This window comes from Pseudomonas sp. NPDC086566 (assembly GCF_050280885.1).
GTDB lineage: Bacteria > Pseudomonadota > Gammaproteobacteria > Pseudomonadales > Pseudomonadaceae > Aquipseudomonas > Aquipseudomonas vlassakiae.
In genome coordinates, this window is sequence record NZ_JBNNWD010000007.1 from 172246 (window position 1) to 194529 (window position 22284).

Here is a 22284-nt window from a genome sequence, read left to right on the forward strand (position 1 = left end):
ATGCAGCGAGAAGTGCCGGTCACAGCTACGGCAGGCATGCGTGATCGGATGGGGTTGCATGGACTTCATGCGGCAGCTCCTTGCCAATGATCGGCAGTGAGGTTTGCGAATCGGGTTTGGTTGGCGATGAAGGCTGCACGGACATAGCCGACGGGGCCGTTGCGGTGTTTACCTATGATCAGTTCGGCGACGCCTTTGAGTTCGGTGTCCTCGTTGTACACCTCGTCTCGATAGACAAAGACGATGAGGTCCGCGTCCTGCTCGATAGCCCCGCTGTCCCGTAGATCAGCATTCACTGGGCGCTTATTGGGCCGGCGCTCAAGGTCCCGATTGAGCTGCGAGAGAGCCATGAAGGGGCAGTTGAACTCCTTCGCGATACCCTTGAGTGATCGGGAGATTTCGCTGATTTCGTTGACCCTGTTTTCCTGGCCTGGGCTCCGCATGAGCTGCAGGTAATCCGCCATGATCAAGCAAGGCTTCCCGAAGCGCCGGCTAGCACGTCGGACCTTGGCCCGCATAGCGGCAGGGGTCAGGTTCGCGCTGTCATCGATGACCAGTCGGTTGCCATAGGCGTTCATGCGATGGACGGCGGCGGATAGCTTGGGCCAGTCGTCATCCTGCAGCTGACCGGATAGCAGTCTGCTCAGATCGATGTGGCCAAGAATGGCCAGCATCCGATAGATCAGGGCCTCGGTAGGCATCTCCATGCTGAAAACCAGCACGATTTCGTCAGGCGAATTGGTCAGCGCCGCATCGACGATGCTCAAGCAGAACGAGGTTTTTCCCATTGAGGGGCGTGCACCGACGATGATCAAGTCCGCTGGCTGCAGGCCGCGCGTCATCTCATCAAGCTCAGTGATACCGGTTGGCACGCCTGTCACGGTTACATGGCCGTTGAAGTTGGCGTCAATCTTGTCGACGACCGAGAGCAGGGCCTGGTTCATGTCTGCGAATTCGCTTACGACTCGACCTTCGCCGAGCTTAAATAGCCTCTGCTCGAGCGTATCCTGGACCTCTGTCGCGTCGGCAGCTAGTTCAGCCGCATCTCTGGTTCCTTGGAAGCACAGCGACATGATGCGGCGAAGGTGAGCCCGGTTGCGCACGATTTCTGCGTACGATTGGATATTCGCAACAGATGGCGTGTTCTTCGCCAGCTCGGCGAGATACGAAAGGCCTCCAACCTCCTCGGGGACGGCCATCGCCTCGAAAATGGTGACTACGTCGAATGGGCTGTTTTTTTCGGACAATTCTCTGATCGCAGTGAAAATCAGCCGGTGTTCGGAGCGGAAAAAGTCGTCCGCTTGTAGCTGATCTCCGACTAGATCCCACGCTTCGTTATCCAGCATCAGCCCGCCCAGGACACCTTGCTCAGCCTCGATAGAATGAGGGGGGGAGAGAGTCAGATCGGTCATCTGGCACCTCCTTGGGAAATCGCTGTTTGCTGAGTTCGGCCGACTCCACGGTGGAGCTGAGCCTGCTGGCCCTGATGAATGCCTGCTTGCAGCGAGCTACGGTCATTGCCTTTAGCTTCACTCGGTGTGATGTTGAAGCGTCTCAACTGCGGGTGATGCAAGCTCAAGTAAGCAGTGATATCAGCCTGTGTCTCCGGATCCATATCACCGGCAAACTCTCTGACTTTCGAAGCCACTGCGCCGATCCAGCCCTCGGCGAAGAGCTGACCACGACGACGTTTGGTTTTCAGCTGGCAGCGCTTCTGCTGAGCCACATGCTCGCGACGGGCTTTCTGCAGTTGAAGAATCAAACTGCTGTAGGCATAGGCGGATAAATCCGGACCAATACCCTTGCCCAGAAACTTAAAGCAGTACCCTCTCTCGGGGTGGTAGTAGGACAGGTGGCTGCAGTCAAAGGCGGCAGCGCACGTCGCCGCAAGCGAGTGCTGCCAATCCGAAGGCGAGCGCCGTGTCTGTGTGGGAACGCTTGCTTCCTCTACCTGGCAGGCACGTACCTCTTCAGTCTCGATGTTGTATTTAGACATGAGGGTGCGGGCCTGGCGCAATGCGGTCGCGGCCTCGTTCGTGTTTGCTCCTGGGCTGTTGGCTAAGGCCATCAGCTTGGTGACTTTGTCCAGGACCTTCTGCTTGTCCATCGTGCTCATGCCCGGCCCTCCTGCCTATTCGCTGCAGGCACCAGGGCTTCTTGCCAGAGGCGCAGTGTCTCGCGTTCGTCTGCTGTCAGGACTGCCAGGGAAACAGCTTCGGCCACTTTCTCCTGCAGGAGTCGCAGGCGTTCCTCCACCGATGAACCATCGTCATAAGCTAGGTGGCTGGTCAGGTCGCTGATCATGAAGTAGCGGAGTGATCTGATATTCCCGGCTCGGTGCTGCTCCACTGAATGCCCATGCAGCCGAGCAGGTGTCTTCAGCTCGTTTCTGACGTAAACGTTGAATTCAGAAGGGTTGTAGGAGGTGTAGAACTGCCGTGCACGATTCAGGATGAGTGCGGCTTTGATGGTTTCCAGGAGTTCTTCGTGAGTGTCGGTTGGCAAAGGGAATGTACGAGCTACCAGCTGTTTCGATTGAGCATCACGCGCATCTTGGCGGCGTTTCGTTTCTTTTTCGGAACGAACGCGTTTTTCCTTCGCATGGGTCACGTTGTGACCGATCGAATCAATGAGTTGTGCGGTACTACGCAGTAACTCGCGCTGTTCACTGCTCAGAAGGTCACCGAGCGAACCGAGCAAGCCGGCACCCACCTTCCAGCCGTTGGCTAGCTTGTGCAGGTCTCCAGACGCAGATGTCAGCTTTTTCTGAATGCTGCGTAACTCATTGGAGCTGTAGAGTTTCCCAATCCTGAGGACTTCATCGGCCGTAATCCCGGCAGCCTCGGTAATCGTGTGCTTACTCATCGCGGCGTGCCTCCCTGGCGATCTGGGCTACACGCTCTTCAGTCATTGCCTCGAAGCGGTCTTTCCATTCTGGAAACGCCTCGATAGCCAGGTTGCGGATGACGCTCAGCGCCGACGGCGACTTACGGTTCGACGGTTGACGATATTCAAGCCGATGGGCAGGCACGCCTTGGCTCGCGGCTTTCTTGAAGATGACGGCATCTGGAATGATCGATTGCAGGACGGTGTAGTCAGGGTTCCCGTCGAAGATTTCACGGACGGTGCGGTGGATCTCGCGCGCGTCAGCAGTTTCATCCAGGCCGTTGATGATGATGTTGATGTGGGGAATGGTGAGGCCGAGGCGTGCGTAACTGCGCAGGCCATCCATCATATGGATGGTCCCACGGCTGAATTCGCGCGCGGCCAACATGTTCGGGGGGAGGGGAGAGAGGATGATGTCGGATGCAAGAACGACCATCTCCAGCATCGCAGAGCGGGCGCCCTGGGTGTCAAAGAGGATCAGGTCGTAATCGGCATCGAAAGCCGACATAAGGTTGGCTAGTCGCAGTCTGCCATCAGGCGCCTGCAGTATGAGGTTGTTGAGCTGGTTGTTGGCGTCGTTCGAGATGATGACGTCGAGATTCTTGATCGACGTGCGGGAGATGATCTTGGCCGGGTCGGTCTCGTTGTACGACAGCAGCTCGAAAATGCCGCCCGGGGCGGTGTACTCCAGGGGGAAGTAGGAGGATGCGGAGGGCTGGACGGGGTCCAGATCGATGAGGAGGGTGCGCAGCCCAGCGTCTGCAGTGAATGCCCCCAAATTGGTGGACCCAGTGGACTTACCGGTGCCGCCTTTGGTGGAAACCTTACCAGCTCGTTTTGCTTTCTTCGGGTGTGTCATTGCCATGCCTCTAATGTGGATTTCATTAGAGGCTGCGTGCCTAGGCGCTGGAATGGTGCTTAAAACCCCTCCCTAGGTGGAAATTTCTGCCTAGATCCCAATTGTCTTTTAACCAATTGGTCGTAGGTTCGAATCCTACACGACCCACCATATGCAGTAACACAAAGCCCGCAACCAGCAATGGTCGCGGGCTTTGTCGTTCCGGGCCTGCCAGAACGGCGAAGGCCCACATCCTCAAAGGCTGCGGGCCTGGCCAATCAGCACAGCTTCAGTTCGAAGAAGTTGTACTTGCCGCCGTTACTGCCCCAGCTCACATGCAAGATCGAGCCTTGGCCATAGTTAACGACGCTGGCATCGGCGTGGTAGCCAAAAGCTGAAATGCCACCACTGACCTGTTCCAGTTCGTCATCGTCGAGTGTGCGCAGGTTTTCAAGTTCGGTATTCACGGATGAGTCCTCTTCAAGTTGTGTTGTTCCGTCACCGGCAAAGCGTTACCGGACCTGGCAAATGATGTGAAGGGGCTGCCGCTTGAAGCAATAGCACGGGTGACCTAATGTCCTAGTGCCACAATGTGATGCCGTTCTCGCTGCGTCGCGCACTAGTGCATCTGTACTAGTGCCCGTTGTGACTGGCTTGATTAGTCTGGCCTGGCCCGAAGCCGGACTTGCTACGGGCGATTTCGCAACTGCCAGTAGTAGGCCAGGGAATGCTATTTCGTAAGGAAGCACTGCAATCAGGGGCACGCAACGACCTGGGCAGCGTCATCTTGGTATCGCCACCGTCCTTGCGCATCGCCAGCGCCTGTGCGCTGCTGTTCTGCATCGCCGTAAGCCTGTTCATCACCTTTGCCAGCTATACGCGGCGTGAAGCCGTGAGCGGCGTGCTGGTGCCCGAAGCCGGGGTGGTCAAGGTCTTCGCCCCGCAGATTGGGGTGGTGCAGGACCTTCAGATCAGCGATGGCGAGCACGTCAAGGCGGGACAGGTGCTGTTGACCCTGGCCAGTGACACCCGCAACGGTGAGGCCGCTGCCAACCAGGATGCCATCAGCCGCCTGCTTGCCCGGCGCAACAACAGCCTGGCCGACGAAATCGACGAAACCCGCGTGCTTCACCAGCAAGAACGTGAGGGCAAGACCCGTCGCCTCGGCATGCTGGAAGGCGAACAGGAAAAAGTCGCCGCGCAGATTGCCCTGACTCGCCAGCGCCTGGCCCTGGCCCAGGGAATCGCCGAACGCTACGCCGAGCTGCAACGTCAGGACTTCGTTTCCCGTGACCTGCTCCAGGCCCGTCAGGATGCCGTGCTGGAAATGCGCCTTCGCGCCGAAGAACTGAACCGCTCGCTGCTGGCCCTGCGCAACGAAAGCGCCGGGTTGCGCGCCGAACTTGCCGAATTGCCGTACAAGCAGACCAAGCAGATGGCAGAGCTGCAGCGCCGGTTGCTGGAGAGCCAGAGCAGCCTGCTGGAAAGCGAGGTCAAGCGCCAGGTGATGATCACCGCCCCGGTGGCCGGGGAGGTGGCGGCGCTAGGCGTGGTCAACGGGGCGCGCGCCGATACCGGTCGCCCGCTGCTTAGCCTGGTACCGCAGGACAGCAGGCTGTACGCCGAGCTGCATGTGCCCAGTCGCTCGGCCGGCTTCGTACGGCCAGGGAATATCGTGCTGCTGCGCTACCAGGCCTTCCCCTACCAGCATTTTGGCCTGGCCCGCGGCACCGTGGCCTCGGTTTCCCGCAGCGCCATGCCGGCTGACGAGGTCATGAGCGTTGGCGTGCCCTCCGAGGCGTTGCGCGAACAAGGGCCGCTGTATCGGGTCAAGGTCACGCTGGAGCGGCAAAGCCTGTTCGCCCGCGGCAGTGAAGAACCCCTGCGCTCCGGCATGCAGCTGGACGCGGACATCATGCTGGAGGAGCTGCCGCTCTACGAGTGGTTGCTCGAGCCCCTGCGCGGCATAGGAAAACGCTTGTGAGCCTGTACCATTCCCTGAGCTTCGGCATTGGCCGCAAGCTGCCTGTGATGCTGCAGGTCGAGGCTGCCGAATGTGGCCAGGCCTGCCTGGCCATGGTTGCCGCCTATCATGGCCAGGTGCACGACATGCAGGGCCTGCGCCAGAAGCTCGCGCCTTCCATGAAGGGGGCCACGCTCAAGCAACTGATGGCCATGGCCGGTCACCTGGGCCTGGCCACGCGACCGCTGCGTCTGGAGCTGGAGGCCCTGCCGCAATTGCGTCTGCCGTGCATACTGCACTGGGAATTCAATCACTTCGTGGTGCTCAAGGAGGTCGGCCCGCGTGGCGTGGTCATCCATGACCCGGCGCGCGGAGTTTGCAAGCTTGGCCTTGAAGAGGTCTCCAGGGCCTTCACCGGCGTCGCCCTGGAGCTATGGCCTCACAGCGATTTCCAGCCGGGCGAGGTGAAGACGCGGCTGTCCCTGCGGCGCTTGCTGGGCAAGGTCGAGGGATTTGGCGGCGTGTTCACCCAGGTACTGGCGCTGGGCCTGGCGTTGGAGCTGTGCACGGTGCTGGCGCCGTTCTTCATGCAGACGGTGATCGACAAAGTGCTGGTCAGCGCCGATCGCGACCTGCTGGCAGTACTGGCCATCGGCTTCGGCCTGATGTTGCTGGCCCAGCAGGTGCTGTCGCTGGGGCGTTCGTGGGCCCTGATGTACCTGGGTACGCTGCTTGGCAGCCAGTGGCAGATCAATGTCTTCAACCACTTGGTGCGCCTGCCGGTGGCGTTCTTCGAGCGGCGCCATCTGGGCGATATCATTTCTCGCTTCGGTTCGCTCAAGGCGATCCAGCGCACCCTCACCACCTCGTTCATCGAAGCCCTGCTCGATGGCCTGATGACCGTGGTCACGCTGGTCCTGATGTTTCTCTACAGCCCGCCATTGGCGTTCATTGCGGTGTTTGCCATGGTGCTTTACGGGTTGGCGCGCTGGGCCTGGTTCGGGCCGCTGCGGCGGGCCAGTGAAGATGAACTGGTACATGCAGCCAGGCAGCAGAGCCATTTTCTCGAAACCATGCGCGGCGTGCGTACGCTGAAGCTGTTCGCTCATCAGGAGCAGCGCGCGACGACCTGGAGTGGCCTGCTGATCGACGAGATCAATGCCGGGTTGCGCCCGCAGAAGCTGCAACTGCTGTACCGCGCCTTCAACGGTTTGCTGTTCGGCCTGGTGACCCTGCTGGTGATCTGGCTGGGCGCCCGGCAGGTGATGGACGGTGCTTTCAGCGCCGGCATGCTGATCGCCTTCAGTGCCTACAAGGACCAGTTCAACAGCCGCGTGTCCGGGCTGATCGACAAGCTGGTCGACGTGGTAATGCTGCGCCTGCATGGTGAGCGCCTGTCCGACATTGTGCTGGAGGCCGCCGAACCGCAGTCGCCGCCATTGCCGGAGGCAGACGCAGGGCCTGTGCCGCGCCTGGAAGTGCGTCAGCTGAGGTTCCGCTATAACGCCTACGAGCCGTGGGTACTGGACGGCGTTTCGCTGGTCATCGAACCGGGTGAGTCGCTGGCCATCGTCGGCCCTTCAGGTTGCGGCAAAAGTACGTTGCTGAACGTGATGCTGGGCATCCTCGCACCGGTGGAAGGGCAGGTACTGCTCGATGGCGAGCCCGTCGACGCCCGCTCGATAGGCCGGCTGCGCCGGATCAGCGCCACGGTGCTGCAGGACGACGTGCTGTTCGCCGGCTCGATCGCCGACAACATCAGCTTCTTCGCCACTGACGCCGACCCGGCCTGGGTCGAACAGTGTGCACGCCTGGCTGCCGTGCATGACGACATCGCGCGCATGCCGATGGCCTACAACACGCTGGTCGGCGACATGGGCGCAGTGCTCTCCGGCGGGCAGAAGCAGCGTATCCTGCTGGCCCGCGCACTGTACCGGCGCCCGAAGCTGCTGTTCCTCGACGAAGCCACCAGCCACCTGGACATCCAGCGCGAGGCGGCAGTCAACCAGGCGCTGGAAGCGCTGCACATAACCCGCGTGATCGTCGCCCATCGGCCGGATACCATCCGCTCGGCCCAGCGCGTGGTGGCGCTGCTCGACGGGCGGGTGACGAGCGCATGATGAAGCGCCGCGCAATGCTGGCCCTGGTGCTTTGTCTGTGCGGCCTTCAGGGCCAGGCCGCGCAGCCCTTGCAAGCCTGCCCCGGGCCATGGCCTGGCGACCAGCCGCTGTCCTTGTCCCGCGCCGTGGCCATGGCCTTGTGCGCCGACCCCGAGCTGCAGGCCGCCTGGCGAACGGAGTTGAGCAGCCAGGCCAGCATGGAGGCCGAACGCTCGGCCTACTGGCCGACCTTGCAGGGGCAGGCGAACACTGGCCGGGCCAACCGCAAAACGCGTTATGACGGTTTCCCCGAAGCTAACTCCAGCCTCGATGCCCGGACCAGCGGCTACGGGCTGAGCCTCAACTGGGTGCTGTACGACTTCGGCCTGCGCGACGCCAGGGTGGAAAGCGCCCGCCAGTTGCTCAATGCGGCCAGCAGCAGTCGGGTGGAAAAGATCCAGCAGGTGGTACTCGGCACCAGCAAGGCGTTCTACCAGGTGCAGGCCAGCAGCGCCTTGCTCGAGGCCCGGCGCAGTATCGAGGCGCTGGCAGCCGACAGCTTGCGGGTGACCACCGCCAAGCACCAGGCCGGGGCAGGGGAGCGCGCTGATCGCCTGCAGGCGCAGACCACCTTCGAGCAGGCGCAACTGGAGCGGGTGTTGGCCGAAGGTGACCTGGCCATTGCCCACGGTGCGCTGGCCAGCGCCTTGAACCTGTCGCCTTCCGCGCCGCTGCGCCTGGAAGCACTGGACGAGCCCCAAGGCCAGGAAGCGCGCTTCATGCAAAGTGTCGATGCGTTGATGGAGCAGGCCCGGCAGACCCACCCGTCAGTGGACAGCGCTCGCGCCCAATGGGCCTCCAGCCTGGCCAAGGCCGAGGCGGAGCGGGCCCAGGGGCGGCCGACGATCTCGCTGTACAGCGACTACCGGCATGAGGATACTCCGGTCGAACAAGTGGCCTCGCGGCAGCAGATCGAAACCTGGACCGTGGGCGTACAGGTCAGCGTGCCGATCTTCGATGGCTTTCTGGCCCGCCGCCGGGCGCGGGCGGCCGAGGCGGAAGCGGCAGCGCGGGAGCAGGACCTGTATGGTGCCCAGCGGGCCATCGCCCTGAGCGTCTGGCGCAGCCGCCAGTCGCTGGAGGCGCGTACCCAGGCGCTGGTCATCAGCCGTCGGCTGGTCGCCAGCGCCCAACAGTCGCACCGGGTGGCGCTGGGGCGGTACAAGGCCGGAGTCGGCAGCATCATCGAGCTGCTGAATGCCCAGAACGATCTGGCCAGCGCGCAGCAACGGCGGGTCGCGTCGGTGGTCGACTGGTACACCGCGCGCCTGCAACTGGCTGCTGACCTCGGCCAGCTGGACGGCCGCGAGTACTGACGCGGGGGGTTATTCCGCCCAGGCCGGGTCGCCGGTGAACACCACGGTGATCCAGCGATCCGGGCCTTCGCCGCCGACGGCCTCGCCGACTTCGTCACGCAAGGCATCCCACTCGGCGATCGAGCGCGGCGGCATGTCTGCCGGCACGATGAAATAGAGTTCAATTTCGCGTGAGCGCCCGACCTTGGCCACGTAGGCCTTGTAGGACTTCAGCCCGTGCCTGGCGACGAACTGCCGGGCGACGGTGTCGACATGCAGCTTGAGGTCGCCCGGTGTCACCAGGAAAATCTCTGACAGCGCCTGACGCACCACCGACAGCGGCAGCGGAATGATCACCAGGCAGACCAGTGCCAATACCGCCGGGTCGATGTACGGCGATACCCATTCCCATTGTGTGCCCTGCACGGCGTAACCGAAGCAGAAGGCGATCAGCAGGGCGGCGGTAATGCTGGCCGACATCACCCAGCCTTTGACGTCCATGCGCACGAAGTCCGACTTCAGCTTGCCGTTGGCGCGATGCTCCACCACAGCGATGGTCGCGCAGGCGACCACGGTCAGCAGCGCATAGACCATGGCGATGCCGAACTCCAGGTGGCGGCCACCTTGCAGCAGGCTGCTGACAGCGTTGATCAGCGCGTAGATGGCAACGCCGCTGAGCAGGATGCCATTGAGTGCCAGGACCATCGGCTCCAGGTGCCAGAAGCCCATGGTGAAGCGCTCGCGCAGCTTGCGCGAGAGTTGCAGGCTGGTGGCGTGCGAGGTGATCAGTTTGACCACCACCAGCGACAGGCCGCTCATGCTGGCGTCGACCAGCGAATAGACGCCGTCGAAGACGATCGAGAACGAGCCGGAGGCCAGGCCGAAGCCGATACCGATGGTGGCGATGAACAAGGTGACGGCGATCGAGGTGCGTAACAGGCCCTGTTCGCTGGTTAGGTCGAAGAAGGAAGAACGGGTTGCGGTTTGCATGGGGTGTGCTCGGTAAATAGCGATGTTTCTATGTTGGCTGTGCTGGCCTCTTCGCGGGTGAACCCGCTCACACAGGGATATCACGGGTCTTGAGAGCTGCGCTGTACCCGCGAAGAGGCCCTTACAGGCTAGACGCGAAACTGTTCCATCATTGCCTGCTGTTGGTTGGCCAGTCGATTGAGCGCCTGGCTGATGCGTGCCGATTCATCCGCCTGGCCCGACAGCGATTCGGTCACGTCGCGAATCCCGGCCACATTGCGGTTCACTTCCTCGGCCACCGCGCTCTGCTCCTCGGCCGCCGAGGCAATCTGCAGGTTCATGTCGCTGATCACTGCCACGGCCTCGCCGATGCGCTCCAGTGCGGGCAGCGCCTGCTCCATGCGCGTGGCGCTGGCCTGGGCCTGGCGCTGGCCTTCATGCATGGCGCCAACCACGTCCTGGGTGCCTTGCTGCAGCCCTTCGATCACTTGGCGAATCTCTTCCACCGACACCTGGGTGCGCTGGGCCAGGCTGCGCACTTCATCGGCGACCACGGCAAAGCCACGCCCGGCCTCGCCTGCGCGAGCGGCCTCGATGGCGGCGTTGAGGGCCAGCAGATTGGTCTGCTCGGCAATTGCGCGGATCACCTCAAGCACCGAGCCGATCTGCTCGCTGCGCTGCTCCAGCGCTCGGGCTTCGCCCATCGCGGTGTCCATGCCGGTGGCCAGCTGGTCGATGGTCTGGCGGGTGCTGGCGATCAACTGCAAGCCTTCACGGCTGGCCTGATCGGCGCCGCGTGCGGCCTGCGCTGCCTGGGCCGCGTTGTGGGCGACATCCTGGGCGGTGGCGCTCATTTCGTTGGCGGCGGTGGCGACCTGTTCGATCTCCCGCTGCTGTTGCTGCATGCCATTGCTGGTCTGGCTGGCGATGGCGGCGGATTGGTCGGCGGTGCCGCGGGCTTCGAGCAGGGAGCCTTTGACCTGGGCGATCACCGGCTGCAGCTTGTCGAGGAAGCGGTTGAACCAAGCTGTCAGCTGGCCCAGTTCGTCCTGACGGGCGTAGTCCAGGCGACGGGTCAGGTCGCCTTCGCCACTGGCGATGTCTTTCAGCCGGGCGGCCACGGCGAGGATCGGCCGGGTCACGCCCCGCGCCGTCAGCCAGACCAGCAACAGGCCGATGATGGCGGCGGCCAGGCCGATCAGCAGGCTGGTCAGGTTGGCGCTCTGGTTATGGGCGTCCAGGCGCTGGTTGAGGGCCAGGGCCGGCGCTTGCAGCACTCCCTCAGGCAGTTCCAGTTGCACCTGCCACGGGGTGGCGTCAGGGATTGGCGCGAACGGCCGGGTGACGCGCAGCAGGCCCTGATCCACTTCTTTGTCCAGCGGCTGGCCCAGCTTGCCGGCGTCACGGCTATGCCCGGCGAGCAGGCCGGCAGCGCTGACGATGCTGACCTGGCCCTGGCCATCGAACAGCTCCTGGCGGCCATCCAGGCTCAGTTGCTGGAGGTTGTCCAGGCCGATGTCCAGGCCGACCACGCCCACCACCTTGCCATTTTCCAGCAGGGGCAGGGCGATGCTGGTCATCAGCACCTGGTGGCCGTTGACCTCGTCGAGGTAGGGTTCAAGCACGCAGGCCCGGGTGGTTTCCTGCGGGCAGGTCAGCCAGCGGTTCTTGGCCAGGCCATTGCTGCCGGGGCTGTTGTCGCCCAGCATGGACTCGGGCATCGCTTCCAGTTCCAGGGTGCCAGGGCGGGGTTGCGACCAGTACAGCGAGAAACGTCCGCTTTCGTTGCTGCCGCTGGCCTCCTGGCCGATGAACTGATGATCCAGGTGGTCCAGCGCATTGGGCTGGAACACCAGGTACAGGCCGATCACGTCCGGGTTGCCGGCCAGGCTGGCGTGGGCCTGGCGGGTCAGCTCGGTGCGCAGTTCGCTGCCACCCCGAGCCTTGAGCACCTGGACCAGGCGAGCGAAGCCGTTACCGTACTGGTAGGCGTCCATGAAATAGCGCTGGATGCGCAGCGCCTGGGTTTCGGCGTGGGCCTGCAGGCGCAGGCGCGCACTGTGTTCGAGCATTTCGGTGTTGGCCTGGTTGACCAGCGCCGCGCTGCGCCGCGACTGGGTCAGTGAGCTGGCGACCAGCAAGGCGACGATGACCAGCAGGCAGAGGCCGGCAAGCAGGGTGATTTTCCACTGGATGGACAGGCGACGCAGCAGCATGAGGACTTTCCTTATCGGGCAACAACAACGCCCGCGTTCAGGCGCGGGCGTTGTCGGTGGCTTGAGTCAATCAGCGACGTAGTTCGGTGGCGAGACCCGGAAGGCCTTGGTCAGCCAGGCCAGGTGCAGCAGCCCGGCCAGTGCCCAGAGGCCGCCGAAGATCAACGAATGCTCGTTGAGGTCGAGCCAGAGCTTGGCGATGATGCAGAAGCCGATGGTTGGCAGCACCAGGTACTTCATCTTGTTGGCCAGCCCCTGGCGATTGCCCTCGCGCAGGTAGCAGTGGCTGATCACCGACAGGTTGACGAAGCTGAATGCGACCAGGGCGCCGAAGTTGATGATTGAGGTAGCGGTGACCAGGTCGAAGAAGATGGCCGAGAGGGCGATCACGCCGACCACGGCGATGTTCACGATCGGCGTCTTGTAGCGCGAGTGCAGGCGGGCGAACACGCCGCTCGGGATCACATTGTCGCGGCCCATCACGTACAGCAGGCGCGATACGCTGGTCTGCGAAGCCAGGCCCGAGGCGATGGTGTTGATCACCGTGCAGGCGATGAAAACCGACTGGAACAGCTTGCCACCGACATACAAGGCGATTTCCGGCAGTGCTGCTTCCGGGTCGTGGAAGCGTGCGTTGGTCGGGAAGTAGGCCTGCATGAAGTACGACACCGCGATGAACACCACGCCACCGATCAGGGCGGTGAGGAAGATCGCGCGCGGGATGATCTTGCCTGGCTCCTTGGTTTCTTCGGACAGGCAGGTCACTGCGTCGAAGCCCAGGAACGAGAAGCACAGGATGGTTGCGCCGGCAGCCAGGGCGCTGAGTTGCGTCTGCGAGTCGGCGAACGGGATCAGGCTCCAGGTGCTCCCCAGCCCTTCGCCCTGACCCAGGCCGCGAATGCACAGGTATATGAACACCGACATGATCATCAGCTGTACCACCACGAACAACAGGTTGAAGTGCGCGACCAGGTTGATACTGCGCATGTTGATCAGGCTGATCAGGGTGACGAAGCCGGCCACCCACATCCACGCCGGCACTTCAGGGAACATCGCCGAAAGGTAGAGCTTGGCCAGCAGGGCGTTGACCATGGGCAGCAAGAGGTAATCCAGCAGCGAAGACCAGCCGACCAGGAAGCCCACGTGCGGGTTGATGGCGCGTTGGGCGTAGGTATAGGCGGAGCCGGACTGCGGGAAACGGCGAACCAGTGTGCCGTAGCTCACAGCGGTGAACAGAACGCCGGCCAGGGCCAGCAGATAGGCACTGGGAACGTGGCCGTTGGTAACGCCGGACACGATGCCGAATGTGTCGAACACGGTCATCGGCGTAAGGTACGCCAGACCGATGATGACTACGTGCCAGAGGCGCAGGGATTTACGGAATTGGCCGTTGCCGGTGGCGTTGTGGTCATGCTGCATGCTGGTGTGGCTCCATGTTGTTCACCTTTTTGTTTGGAGCAGAGATAGGCGCGGGCTAGGCGCCGACGTCAGGCTTGCAGTGCCGTGGCGAGGAGGTTGAAGCGTGCGGGCAGGGGCATCCGAGCATCATGACGGCGCGACTTTTTCTTCTTCGTGGATCGGGCGCTGAGCGAGGTGGTGAAAATAAAAAACGATTGGTAGGGGGGCGTCAAGTTAAACATGACAAGATGTTGCGAAATTGAAATATTTCTTAGGTAAACACCCTGAATGTTCAATTTTTGCGCGTTTTTTTGCGGTTTCGAGCGAGTTAAATGTTCGTAAAAATTAACGATCGTCGGACGTTTCCCAAATTGATCCTTTCGGCTTTGGGGGCGTCACGGGGCTGGCGTGGCAATGATATCCTTTTGCACCCCTCGCAGCCGATTGGCTGCGAATCTGCCCATATGGACATCGATCGGTTCTATTCATGAAGAAATCAGTAGGCATCCTTTGCGGCCTGGCTTTCGCCATTGCCGTCGTGACCACCGCTGGCGCCTGGTACACCGGCAAGCAACTGCCAGGGGAGCTGGAAAACGCTGTCGGCCGCAGCAACGAACAGCTCAGGAAAGCCCTGGTCAACTATGGCGGCAGCATGACTGTCGAGCTGGTATCCCTCGATCAGCATTTGTTCAGCAGCACGGCGCAGTATCGGCTCAAGGCCAACGACATCAATCTCGGCCATGGCGAAGTGCTCAGCTTCGACCTGGGCGTGACCGACCAGATCGAACACGGCCCGTTCCCTTGGTCGCGGGTCAGGGCGCTGCAACTGATGCCCGTGCTGGCCGCCAGCACCAGCAGCTTGCAAAAGGATGACCTGACTGCGCCCTGGTTCGCTGCGGCAGGCGAGCAATCGCCGATCCGCGCGCATACCAGCCTGGGCTTTTCCGGCAACGTCGACAGCAATATCACGGTGGCACCGCTCAAGCACACCGAGGCCAATGGCAGCAGCCTGGACTTCTCCGGCATGACCCTGGAGGTCAGCGGGGATCAGCAAGGCAAGGCGTCGAAGTTCCACGGCAGCGCCGATCGCTTCGAGATGAAGCTGGTCGGCGACGACCAGCCGCCGACCACCCTCGAGCTTTCGGGCCTGAAGGTTGGCGGCAACCTCGCGGCCAGCAAGCACGACGCCGTGTACGTTGGCGATGTCGACATGCTGTTGGCGCAGGCCAAGGCGACCTTAGGTGACAAGCAGCAGGTACTGGTGCTCAAGGGGCTGCAACAGACTGTTCAGCAGACTCTGGATGGTCCGGACACCGTGGCGGGGCGCGTGGATTATCGGGTGGCTGATATCACCTGGGATGGCCGTGCGGTCGGCAATGTGCAGATGGGCGTGAGCATCAAGTCGCTCAATGCGCCGGCCTTGCAGTCGTTGTCGAAGTGGTACCAGGCCCACCTGCCGGAGTTCGAAGCCGCCCAGGCTGCCGGTCAACCGGTGCCGGAAATCCAGATGGACGAGGCGGAGAAAGCCCGGTTCCACAGCGATCTGCAACAGTTGCTGGCCTCCAGGCCCAAGCTGGCGATCGACAACCTGGCGTTGCGCACTGCCAACGGCGAGAGCCGCTTCGAACTGTCGATGGACTTTTCCAACCCGACCTCGTTCGACCTGCCACCTGACCAGTTGAGCAAGCAGTTGATCACCGAGGTGAAGAGCAAGCTGACGTTGTCCAAGCCGATGATCGGCGACCTGGCGACCTTGCAGGCGCTGCTGGAAGGGCAGACCGATGCCCAGGCGATTGCCATGCAGTCCGGCCAGGCCGGGGAGATGGTCGGCATGATGGCGCTGCAGAGCGGCCTGGCCACTGTGCAGGGCAACGATGTGGTGTCGAGCCTGCACTATGCCGATGGCATGGTCGATTTCAACGGCAAGAAGATGACGGTCGAAGCGTTCGCCATGTTGCTGGCGGCGCATTTTGCCGCCATGCAACCGCAGGGTTGAGGGGTTGACCTGAACCGGCCTCTTCACGGCTAAAGCCGAACACACAGGAACACCTCAGGCCTGAGACCTGCGCAGTACCTGTGGGAGCGGCTTCAGCCGCGAAGAGGCCGGTTCAGGCGCCACAAAAACCACTTTAGAATTCCCCTGATTGTCTGTAGCCTTCGGCGTCCGATAACAATCCGCGCCCGCAGAGGGCCGTGGCGGCGTGCATGCCGTCCGGCACCCTTAGCCGATCTGCCAGGGCCGGGTGATACACTCGATTTGACGCGCACGCGCGCCTGCAGGTCCAGCGATCATGACCCAGATTTCCGAACGCCTGTTGGTTCAGGCCCATCTTGACGCCAAGCAGCCCAACCCGCTGACCGCCGGGCAGGAGGCCGAATACCGTGCGGCCATCGCTGCCGAGCTGAAAGCGCAGAATGCCGTGCTGGTAGCCCACTATTACTGCGACCCGGTCATCCAGGCCCTGGCTGAAGAGACGGGCGGTTGCGTGTCCGACTCGCTGGAAATGGCCCGCTTCGGCAAGAACCACCCTGCCGAGACGGTGATCGTCGCGGGTGTGCGCTTCATGGGCGAAACCGCCAAGATCCTTACCCCGGAAAAACGCGTGTTGATGCCGACCCTGGAGGCCACCTGTTCGCTTGACCTGGGCTGCCCGGTCGAAGAGTTCTCGGCCTTCTGCGACCAGCACCCCGAGCGTACCGTGGTGGTTTATGCGAACACCTCTGCTGCGGTGAAGGCACGGGCTGACTGGGTGGTGACCTCCAGCTGCGCGCTGGAGATCGTCGAAAGCCTGATGGATAACGGTGAGACCATTATCTGGGGCCCGGACCAGCACCTGGGCCGTTACATCCAGAAGCAGACCGGTGCCGACATGCTGCTGTGGGACGGTGCCTGCATCGTTCACGAAGAGTTCAAGTCGCGCCAGCTGGCCGACATGAAGGCGCTGTACCCGGATGCCGCCATCCTGGTCCACCCGGAGTCGCCGGAAGCCGTCATCGAGCTGGCCGACGCGGTAGGCTCTACCAGTCAGCTGATCAAGGCAGCACAGACCCTGCCGAACAAGACCTTCATCGTCGCCACTGACCGCGGCATCTTCTACAAGATGCAGCAGCTATGCCCTGACAAGGTGTTCGTCGAAGCGCCGACGGCCGGCAACGGCGCGGCCTGCCGCAGCTGTGCGCATTGCCCGTGGATGGCGATGAATACCCTGGAGCGGGTGCTGGACTGCCTGCGTCACGGGAGCAACGAGATCTTCGTTGACCCGGCGCTGGTGCCGAAGGCCATCAAGCCGCTGAACCGCATGCTCGACTTTACCCAGGCGGCTCGCCTGAAGCTCTCCGGTAACGCCTGACGCTAGACCGCGTCGCCTTCTTCGCGGGTTAACCCGCTCCTACAGGGGAATGCGATCCCTTGTGGGGGCGGGTTTACCCGCAAAGAGGCCATCAGCGCCCCATCATCTCCTGAACCATGCGTTTCTGTTCCATGATCTCGCGCTGGCGCTGGTCGATCTGCGATGCCAGCGGGAAGTTGCTGCCCGCCCGGCGCTTGGCGTAGTCCAGCTGCTGTACCGCCTGGTCGAAATCCCCCACCAGCGTGAAGTATTCGGCACGTGCGCGGTGCAAGCCGATGGTGTTGCCCGACAATCCGCGCACTTCCGCCATGTCGTACCAGACGTCAGGGTCATCCGGCCGGCTCTTGAGCAGGTCTTCCAGCACCTTCTCGGCCTCGGCCGGCTTGTTCTGCTTCACCAGCAGGTCGGCACGTACCTGTTTAAGCGGGTAGTTGCCCGGGTACAGCCCCTGCATGCGCTCGGCACGTTGCTGGGCGTCGGCCAGGCGATTGTTGGTGATATCCAGGTCGATCTGCGCCAGGTTGTAGGTAATGTCGTTAGGCGCTTTGGCCAGCAATGGCTTGAGGTTTTCTCGCGCTTCGTTGAGCTGGCCGCCCTTGATCTGCGCCAGGGCCAGGCCATAGCGGGCGGCATCGAGTTTTGGATCTTCATCGAGCTGGGCGCGGAAGCGCTTGGCTGCCAGACCTGGAGTACCCTCATAAGTGAGTGCCACGCGGGCGCGGATCAGCTGGTAGCGTTGGCTGTCCTCGACGCCGCCTTTGGGCGCCTGTTCGGCGCGGTTGCGGGTGTCGGCGATACGCGATTCGGTTACCGGGTGAGTCAACAGGAATTCTGGTGGCTTGGCATCGTAGCGGTACTGGCGCGCCAGGCGTTCGAACATGGTCGGCATGTTGCGCGGATCGTAGCCGGCCCTTTCCAGGTTCTGGATGCCCACGCGGTCGGCTTCCTGCTCGTTCTGCCGCGAGAAGCGCCGTTGTTCCTGAAGAGCCGCCGCCTGGGTGCCAGCGATCATGCCGATGCCGGCATCGCCGGCGCCGCCTGCTGCCAGCACGATACCGGCGAGCAAGGCAGCCATCATCGGCAATTGCATGCGCTGCTGGGCCTCGACGCCGCGGGCGAAGTGGCGTTGCGACAAGTGCGCGAGTTCGTGCGCCAGTACCGAGGCATATTCGCCTTCGGTCTGGGCATTGAGGAACAAACCGCCGTTGACGCCGACGATGCCGCCGGGCGCGGCAAAGGCGTTGAGCTCGCGGCTGTCGATGAGGATGAATTCCAGGCGCCGGTCCTGCAGCTGGCTGGTTTCAGCCAGGCGGTAGACGGTGGTTTCGACGTAGTCCTTGAGCTGTGGGTCGTTGAGCTGGTTGACCTGGCCGCGCAGCAGGCTCAGCCAGGCGCGGCCAAGGTCGTGCTCCTGCTTGGGTGAAACGATGGCGGAACTGGCGTCGCCCAGTGACGGCAGGTCGTCGGCGTGGCCGGGAAGGGCCATGAGGCAGGCCAGCGCCAGCAGGGTAGGGCGCAGTAGATTCATGCAGAAGCTCGCGTCGATGAAAAGCCTTACTGTAGCCGGGTCGCGCTGAGCCGACCAGTGGCGGTATGCTACCGAGCTTTACCCAAGACTTTCTGCCCCGCCCTGGAGACGCGCCCGATGAGTGACCCCCTGACCTGCGACGCCGAACTCGACGCCAGCGGGCTGAACTGCCCGTTGCCGCTTCTCAAGGCGAAGATGGAACTCAATCGCCTGGCCAGCGGTGCGATCCTCAAAGTGGTCGCCACCGATGCAGGTTCGCAGCGCGACTTCCGCACTTTCGCCCAGCTTTCCGGTCATACCCTGCTGCACGAAACGGCCGAGGCCGGTACCTATACCTATTGGCTGCGCAAGGCCTGAGCCACCCCAAGGATCGTCAATGTTCAAAGTGCTTCGCGACTGGATAGAGCGCTACTTCTCCGATGAGGAAGCGGTGGTGCTGGCGGTCCTGCTGTTCCTGGCCTTCACCGCAGTGCTCACCCTCGGCGGCATGCTGGCGCCCGTGCTGGCCGGTATGGTCCTGGCGTTCCTGATGCAGGGCCTGGTCAATGCCCTGGAGCGCATGCGGGTGCCGACCCGGTTCGCGGTGATGCTGGTGTTCGCCCTGTTCATGGGGGCGCTGGCGGTGTTCATGCTGGTGCTGGTGCCGCTGCTCTGGCATCAGCTGATTACGCTGTTCAACGAATTGCCGGGGATGCTCGGCAAATGGCAGTCGCTGCTGCTATTGCTGCCGGAACGTTATCCGCACCTGGTGTCGGACGAGCAGGTGTTGCATGCGATCGAGTCGGTGCGCGGCGAAATCGGCAAGTTCGGCCAATGGGCGCTGACCTTCTCGCTGTCGAGCCTGCCGCTGCTGGTCAACGCGATGATCTACCTGGTGCTGGTGCCGATCCTGGTGTTCTTCTTCCTCAAGGACCGCGAGCTGATCGGGCGCTGGGTCAGTGGCTACCTGCCGCGTCAGCGCACCCTGCTGAACCGCGTGGGTAGCGAGATGAACCGGCAGATCGCCAATTACATTCGCGGCAAGGGCATCGAAATCCTGATCTGCGGGATTGCCACCTACATTGCCTTCATCAGCCTGGGGCTCAATTACGCCGCGTTGCTGGCGCTGCTGGTGGGGCTGTCGGTGGTGGTGCCCTACGTGGGCGCGGTGGTCGTGACCGTGCCAGTGACGTTGATCGCGCTGTTCCAGTGGGGCTGGGGCGACCAGTTCATCTTCCTGATGACGGTGTATGCGATCATCCAGGCACTGGATGGCAACGTGCTGGTGCCGCTGCTGTTCTCCGAGGCGGTGAGCCTGCACCCGGTGGCGATCATCTGCGCGGTGCTGCTGTTTGGCGGGCTGTGGGGCTTCTGGGGAATCTTCTTTGCGATCCCGCTGGCGACCTTGATCAAGGCCGTGCTGGATGCCTGGCCGCGGCAGGAGCCGAGCGTCTCGCCGATGCTGTGAATGTAATTGGGGCTGCAAAGCAGCCCCAATCAAAATCAGCCTTTACTCAAGGCCTGGGCCGCTGCCAACACGGCATCCACATGCCCGGGCACCTTCACCCCACGCCATTCCTGGCGCAGCACACCGTCCTTGTCGATCAGGAAGGTGCTGCGGTCGACGCCCAGGTATTCCTTGCCATAAAGCTTTTTCAGCTTGATCACGTCGAACAGTTGGCACAGGGCCTCGTCCTTGTCGCTGATCAGCTCGAACGGGAAGCCTTGCTTGGCCTTGAAGTTTTCATGCGACTTGATGCCATCGCGTGAAACGCCGAACACCACGGTGTTGGCGGCGGCAAAGGCATCATGCTGGTCGCGGAAACCCTGGCCTTCGGTGGTGCAGCCCGGGGTGCTGTCCTTTGGATAGAAGTACACCACAACCTGCCGGCCCTTGAGCTCGGCAAGGCTGACGGTCTGGCCGCTGGTGGCCTGGGCCTGGAAGTCGGCTACGGGTTGGTCGAGGGCTACTGCCATGGTCGGTTTCCTTACATGGGGTTCTGTGGACGCCATGGCTCGATCAGCGCATCGAGGTTCAGGGCATCGGCGAAGTCCAGGAACTGGTCGCGCAGCCAGCTGATCTGCGTGCCAGCCGGCAGGATCACGGTGAACTGGGCGTTGAGCATGCTGCTGCCAGTCTGCGGCGCCAGGTAGGTGTCGCAGGTCATGGCTTCGAGCTCGACGCGGTGGTCGAGGAAGAACTGGCACAGCTCGTTGATGATGTCCGGGCGATAGGCGGCGCTGACGTAGGCCACATAGGGCAGGGCCTGCGGGCGCACTTCCTGGTCGGCGCTGCGCACCACGTCGAGGGTCAGGCCGTGTTTCTTGCCCAGGCCCGGGAGCATGGCTTCGAGGCGTGCCAGGGCATCCCAGCTGCCGCCTACCTGCAGCACCAGGGCGCTGGTCTCGCCGTGGCGGCTCAGGCGCGATGTGACCACCGCGCAGCGGTTTTCGAAGGCGGCGCGGCTGAGGACGTTGGCCAGCTCCATGGGGTTGGGGCCCAAGGCGCTGATGACAAGGAATTGTTCGCGGACGGTGGGGGTGGACATGCAGCATTCCTAAAGCGATGAGCGGTCGGTGCAGGACGGGCGAAAGCCTCCTGTCGGCAGGGCCCGGGGCTCGCATGCGAGGACGTGGACGCTGGCCGGGGAGCAGGGTCGGCGGCCCGGCGGGCCGCGCTGCACCGATCAAAGGATCAAGGGTAGCGAAATAAGGCGCCGAGGGGAATGCTCCGCCCGCCTGCTTCGCTTGTGCAAGGCCGATGCCCCCAGTACCATTACCGCTCTCTTTTTCCGGCAGGAGCAGTTACATGATTGCGGGCAGTATGGTGGCGTTGGTCACACCCATGGATGCACAAGGGCGTCTGGACTGGGTCAGCCTCGACAAACTTGTAGACTTCCACCTGGAAAACGGCACCCACGCGATCGTCGCAGTCGGCACCACCGGTGAGTCGGCCACGCTCGATGTCGAAGAGCACATCCTGGTCATCAAGCACGTGGTCGAGCGCGTCAAGCGCAGCAACAAGCCGATCCCGGTGATCGCCGGCACCGGTGCGAACTCCACCACCGAAGCCGTGCACCTGACCCAGAACGCCAAGAATGCCGGCGCCGACGCCTGCCTGCTGGTCGTGCCGTACTACAACAAGCCGACCCAGGAAGGCCTGTACCAGCACTTCAAGCACATTGCCGAAGCCGTCGACATTCCGCAGATCCTCTACAACGTGCCCGGTCGCACCTCCTGCGACATGCAGGCCGAGACCGTGATCCGCCTGTCGAAGATCAAGAACATCATCGGCATCAAGGAAGCCACGGGCGACCTGGCCCGTGCCAAGGCCATCCTCGAAGGTGTCGACAAGGATTTCATCGTCCTGTCCGGCGATGACCCGACTGCCGTCGAGCTGATCCTGATGGGCGGCAAAGGCAACATTTCCGTCACCGCCAACGTCGCCCCACGCGCCATGGCCGACCTGTGCGAGGCCGCCCTTGAGGGCAATGCCGAGAAGGCCCGCGCTATCAACGAAAAACTCATGCCGCTGCACAAAGACCTGTTCTGCGAAGCCAACCCGATCCCTGTCAAGTGGGCGCTGGTGGAAATGGGCCTGATGCACAAGGGCATTCGCCTGCCGCTGACCTGGCTGAGCGAAGGCTGCCACGAAAAAGTCCGTACTGCCTTGCGCCAGTCCGGCGTACTGGTTTAAGAGGAA

19 protein-coding genes and 1 pseudogene are annotated in these 22284 nt (G+C 62.6%); 8 read left to right on the forward strand and 12 right to left on the reverse strand.

Annotated elements, in window-relative coordinates; translation table 11 throughout:
- Positions 1-65: 65 nt before the first annotated feature.
- The 5 genes from dnaB to ACQKPS_RS17820 form a co-directional block, all read right to left on the reverse strand.
- A complete protein-coding gene (gene dnaB, locus ACQKPS_RS17800; RefSeq protein ID WP_177010823.1) occupies positions 66-1412 on the reverse strand; it encodes a replicative DNA helicase in 1347 nt (448 codons plus the stop codon).
- Complete coding sequence (locus ACQKPS_RS17805) at positions 1409-2107, reverse strand: DUF2786 domain-containing protein (RefSeq protein ID WP_427605313.1); 699 nt, start codon at positions 2105-2107, stop codon at positions 1409-1411. Before ACQKPS_RS17805 ends, dnaB begins: the two co-directional genes overlap by 4 nt.
- A 5-nt stretch (positions 2108-2112) precedes the next feature.
- Positions 2113-2865, reverse strand: coding sequence for a hypothetical protein (locus ACQKPS_RS17810; protein WP_427605195.1), 753 nt, complete (start codon positions 2863-2865; stop codon positions 2113-2115).
- The gene (locus ACQKPS_RS17815; protein ID WP_177010821.1) at positions 2858-3745 is read right to left on the reverse strand and encodes a ParA family protein; all 888 of its coding nucleotides are present in this window, start codon (positions 3743-3745) and stop codon (positions 2858-2860) included. Before ACQKPS_RS17815 ends, ACQKPS_RS17810 begins: the two co-directional genes overlap by 8 nt.
- A gap of 257 nt (positions 3746-4002) precedes the next feature.
- Positions 4003-4191, reverse strand: coding sequence for a bacteriocin (locus ACQKPS_RS17820; protein WP_099815429.1), 189 nt, complete (start codon positions 4189-4191; stop codon positions 4003-4005).
- Between the two features lie 260 nt (positions 4192-4451).
- On the opposite strand from ACQKPS_RS17820, the gene ACQKPS_RS17825 reads away from it, so the two are divergent.
- From ACQKPS_RS17825 to ACQKPS_RS17835, 3 genes are read left to right on the forward strand one after another with little or no spacing between them, the layout of a single operon-like run.
- Positions 4452-5708, forward strand: a complete 1257-nt coding sequence (locus ACQKPS_RS17825) for an HlyD family secretion protein (RefSeq protein ID WP_427605198.1) — start codon at positions 4452-4454, stop codon at positions 5706-5708.
- Positions 5705-7807 carry a peptidase domain-containing ABC transporter gene (locus ACQKPS_RS17830; RefSeq protein ID WP_427605200.1) on the forward strand — a complete coding sequence of 701 codons (2103 nt, stop codon included), beginning with the start codon at positions 5705-5707 and terminating at the stop codon, positions 7805-7807. Before ACQKPS_RS17825 ends, ACQKPS_RS17830 begins: the two co-directional genes overlap by 4 nt.
- Positions 7804-9162: a TolC family protein gene (locus ACQKPS_RS17835; RefSeq protein ID WP_427605202.1), complete on the forward strand. Its 1359-nt coding sequence runs from the start codon at positions 7804-7806 to the stop codon at positions 9160-9162. Before ACQKPS_RS17830 ends, ACQKPS_RS17835 begins: the two co-directional genes overlap by 4 nt.
- A 9-nt stretch (positions 9163-9171) precedes the next feature.
- Here ACQKPS_RS17835 and ACQKPS_RS17840 read toward each other — a convergent pair whose 3' ends face one another.
- The 4 genes and pseudogenes from ACQKPS_RS17840 to ACQKPS_RS17855 all read right to left on the reverse strand — a co-directional run bounded on the left by ACQKPS_RS17840 (position 9172) and on the right by ACQKPS_RS17855 (position 13745).
- Positions 9172-10131, reverse strand: a complete 960-nt coding sequence (locus tag ACQKPS_RS17840; protein WP_254483730.1) for a cation diffusion facilitator family transporter — start codon at positions 10129-10131, stop codon at positions 9172-9174.
- A gap of 128 nt (positions 10132-10259) precedes the next feature.
- Positions 10260-11015, reverse strand: coding sequence for a methyl-accepting chemotaxis protein (locus ACQKPS_RS17845; RefSeq protein WP_427605314.1), 756 nt, complete (start codon positions 11013-11015; stop codon positions 10260-10262).
- Between the two features lie 102 nt (positions 11016-11117).
- Positions 11118-12326, reverse strand: a pseudogene (locus ACQKPS_RS17850) (HAMP domain-containing protein); the annotation flags it as partial.
- A 66-nt stretch (positions 12327-12392) separates the two neighbouring features.
- On the reverse strand, positions 12393-13745 hold the full coding sequence (locus ACQKPS_RS17855) for an APC family permease (protein WP_254483734.1): 1353 nt from the start codon (positions 13743-13745) through the stop codon (positions 12393-12395).
- Between the two features lie 466 nt (positions 13746-14211).
- On the opposite strand from ACQKPS_RS17855, the gene ACQKPS_RS17860 reads away from it, so the two are divergent.
- Together ACQKPS_RS17860 and nadA are read left to right on the forward strand one after the other, a co-directional pair.
- A complete protein-coding gene (locus tag ACQKPS_RS17860) occupies positions 14212-15720 on the forward strand; it encodes a YdgA family protein (RefSeq protein ID WP_427605204.1) in 1509 nt (502 codons plus the stop codon).
- Between the two features lie 295 nt (positions 15721-16015).
- Positions 16016-17074, forward strand: a complete 1059-nt coding sequence (gene nadA, locus ACQKPS_RS17865) for a quinolinate synthase NadA (RefSeq protein WP_254483738.1) — start codon at positions 16016-16018, stop codon at positions 17072-17074.
- Positions 17075-17165: 91 nt separating this feature from the next.
- Here nadA and ACQKPS_RS17870 read toward each other — a convergent pair whose 3' ends face one another.
- Complete coding sequence (locus ACQKPS_RS17870; protein ID WP_254483740.1) at positions 17166-18602, reverse strand: M48 family metalloprotease; 1437 nt, start codon at positions 18600-18602, stop codon at positions 17166-17168.
- A gap of 117 nt (positions 18603-18719) precedes the next feature.
- On the opposite strand from ACQKPS_RS17870, the gene ACQKPS_RS17875 reads away from it, so the two are divergent.
- Positions 18720-18959: a sulfurtransferase TusA family protein gene (locus ACQKPS_RS17875; RefSeq protein WP_283723922.1), complete on the forward strand. Its 240-nt coding sequence runs from the start codon at positions 18720-18722 to the stop codon at positions 18957-18959.
- A 19-nt stretch (positions 18960-18978) separates the two neighbouring features.
- A complete protein-coding gene (locus ACQKPS_RS17880) occupies positions 18979-20049 on the forward strand; it encodes an AI-2E family transporter (RefSeq protein WP_176507819.1) in 1071 nt (356 codons plus the stop codon).
- 35 nt (positions 20050-20084) lie between these two features.
- Here ACQKPS_RS17880 and ACQKPS_RS17885 read toward each other — a convergent pair whose 3' ends face one another.
- The gene (locus ACQKPS_RS17885; protein WP_254483743.1) at positions 20085-20558 is read right to left on the reverse strand and encodes a peroxiredoxin; all 474 of its coding nucleotides are present in this window, start codon (positions 20556-20558) and stop codon (positions 20085-20087) included.
- An 11-nt stretch (positions 20559-20569) separates the two neighbouring features.
- Positions 20570-21130: a glycine cleavage system protein R gene (locus ACQKPS_RS17890; RefSeq protein WP_013973793.1), complete on the reverse strand. Its 561-nt coding sequence runs from the start codon at positions 21128-21130 to the stop codon at positions 20570-20572.
- A 260-nt stretch (positions 21131-21390) separates the two neighbouring features.
- On the opposite strand from ACQKPS_RS17890, the gene dapA reads away from it, so the two are divergent.
- Positions 21391-22278, forward strand: coding sequence for a 4-hydroxy-tetrahydrodipicolinate synthase (dapA, locus tag ACQKPS_RS17895; RefSeq protein WP_254483745.1), 888 nt, complete (start codon positions 21391-21393; stop codon positions 22276-22278).
- Positions 22279-22284: the final 6 nt, after the last annotated feature.

Coding starts and splice junctions, on each gene's coding strand:
- ACQKPS_RS17805 (WP_427605313.1), bottom strand. CDS start 2,107: ATGGACAAGCAGAAGGTCCTGGACAAAGTCACCAAGCTGATGGCCTTA.
- dnaB (WP_177010823.1), bottom strand. CDS start 1,412: ATGACCGATCTGACTCTCTCCCCCCCTCATTCTATCGAGGCTGAGCAA.
- ACQKPS_RS17815 (WP_177010821.1), bottom strand. CDS start 3,745: ATGACACACCCGAAGAAAGCAAAACGAGCTGGTAAGGTTTCCACCAAA.
- ACQKPS_RS17875 (WP_283723922.1), top strand. CDS start 18,720: ATGAGTGACCCCCTGACCTGCGACGCCGAACTCGACGCCAGCGGGCTG.
- ACQKPS_RS17870 (WP_254483740.1), bottom strand. CDS start 18,602: ATGAATCTACTGCGCCCTACCCTGCTGGCGCTGGCCTGCCTCATGGCC.
- ACQKPS_RS17825 (WP_427605198.1), top strand. CDS start 4,452: ATGCTATTTCGTAAGGAAGCACTGCAATCAGGGGCACGCAACGACCTG.
- ACQKPS_RS17855 (WP_254483734.1), bottom strand. CDS start 13,745: ATGCAGCATGACCACAACGCCACCGGCAACGGCCAATTCCGTAAATCC.
- dapA (WP_254483745.1), top strand. CDS start 21,391: ATGATTGCGGGCAGTATGGTGGCGTTGGTCACACCCATGGATGCACAA.
- ACQKPS_RS17890 (WP_013973793.1), bottom strand. CDS start 21,130: ATGTCCACCCCCACCGTCCGCGAACAATTCCTTGTCATCAGCGCCTTG.
- ACQKPS_RS17845 (WP_427605314.1), bottom strand. CDS start 11,015: ATGCAGCAACAGCAGCGGGAGATCGAACAGGTCGCCACCGCCGCCAAC.
- ACQKPS_RS17810 (WP_427605195.1), bottom strand. CDS start 2,865: ATGAGTAAGCACACGATTACCGAGGCTGCCGGGATTACGGCCGATGAA.
- ACQKPS_RS17840 (WP_254483730.1), bottom strand. CDS start 10,131: ATGCAAACCGCAACCCGTTCTTCCTTCTTCGACCTAACCAGCGAACAG.
- ACQKPS_RS17885 (WP_254483743.1), bottom strand. CDS start 20,558: ATGGCAGTAGCCCTCGACCAACCCGTAGCCGACTTCCAGGCCCAGGCC.
- ACQKPS_RS17880 (WP_176507819.1), top strand. CDS start 18,979: ATGTTCAAAGTGCTTCGCGACTGGATAGAGCGCTACTTCTCCGATGAG.
- ACQKPS_RS17860 (WP_427605204.1), top strand. CDS start 14,212: ATGAAGAAATCAGTAGGCATCCTTTGCGGCCTGGCTTTCGCCATTGCC.
- nadA (WP_254483738.1), top strand. CDS start 16,016: ATGACCCAGATTTCCGAACGCCTGTTGGTTCAGGCCCATCTTGACGCC.
- ACQKPS_RS17835 (WP_427605202.1), top strand. CDS start 7,804: ATGATGAAGCGCCGCGCAATGCTGGCCCTGGTGCTTTGTCTGTGCGGC.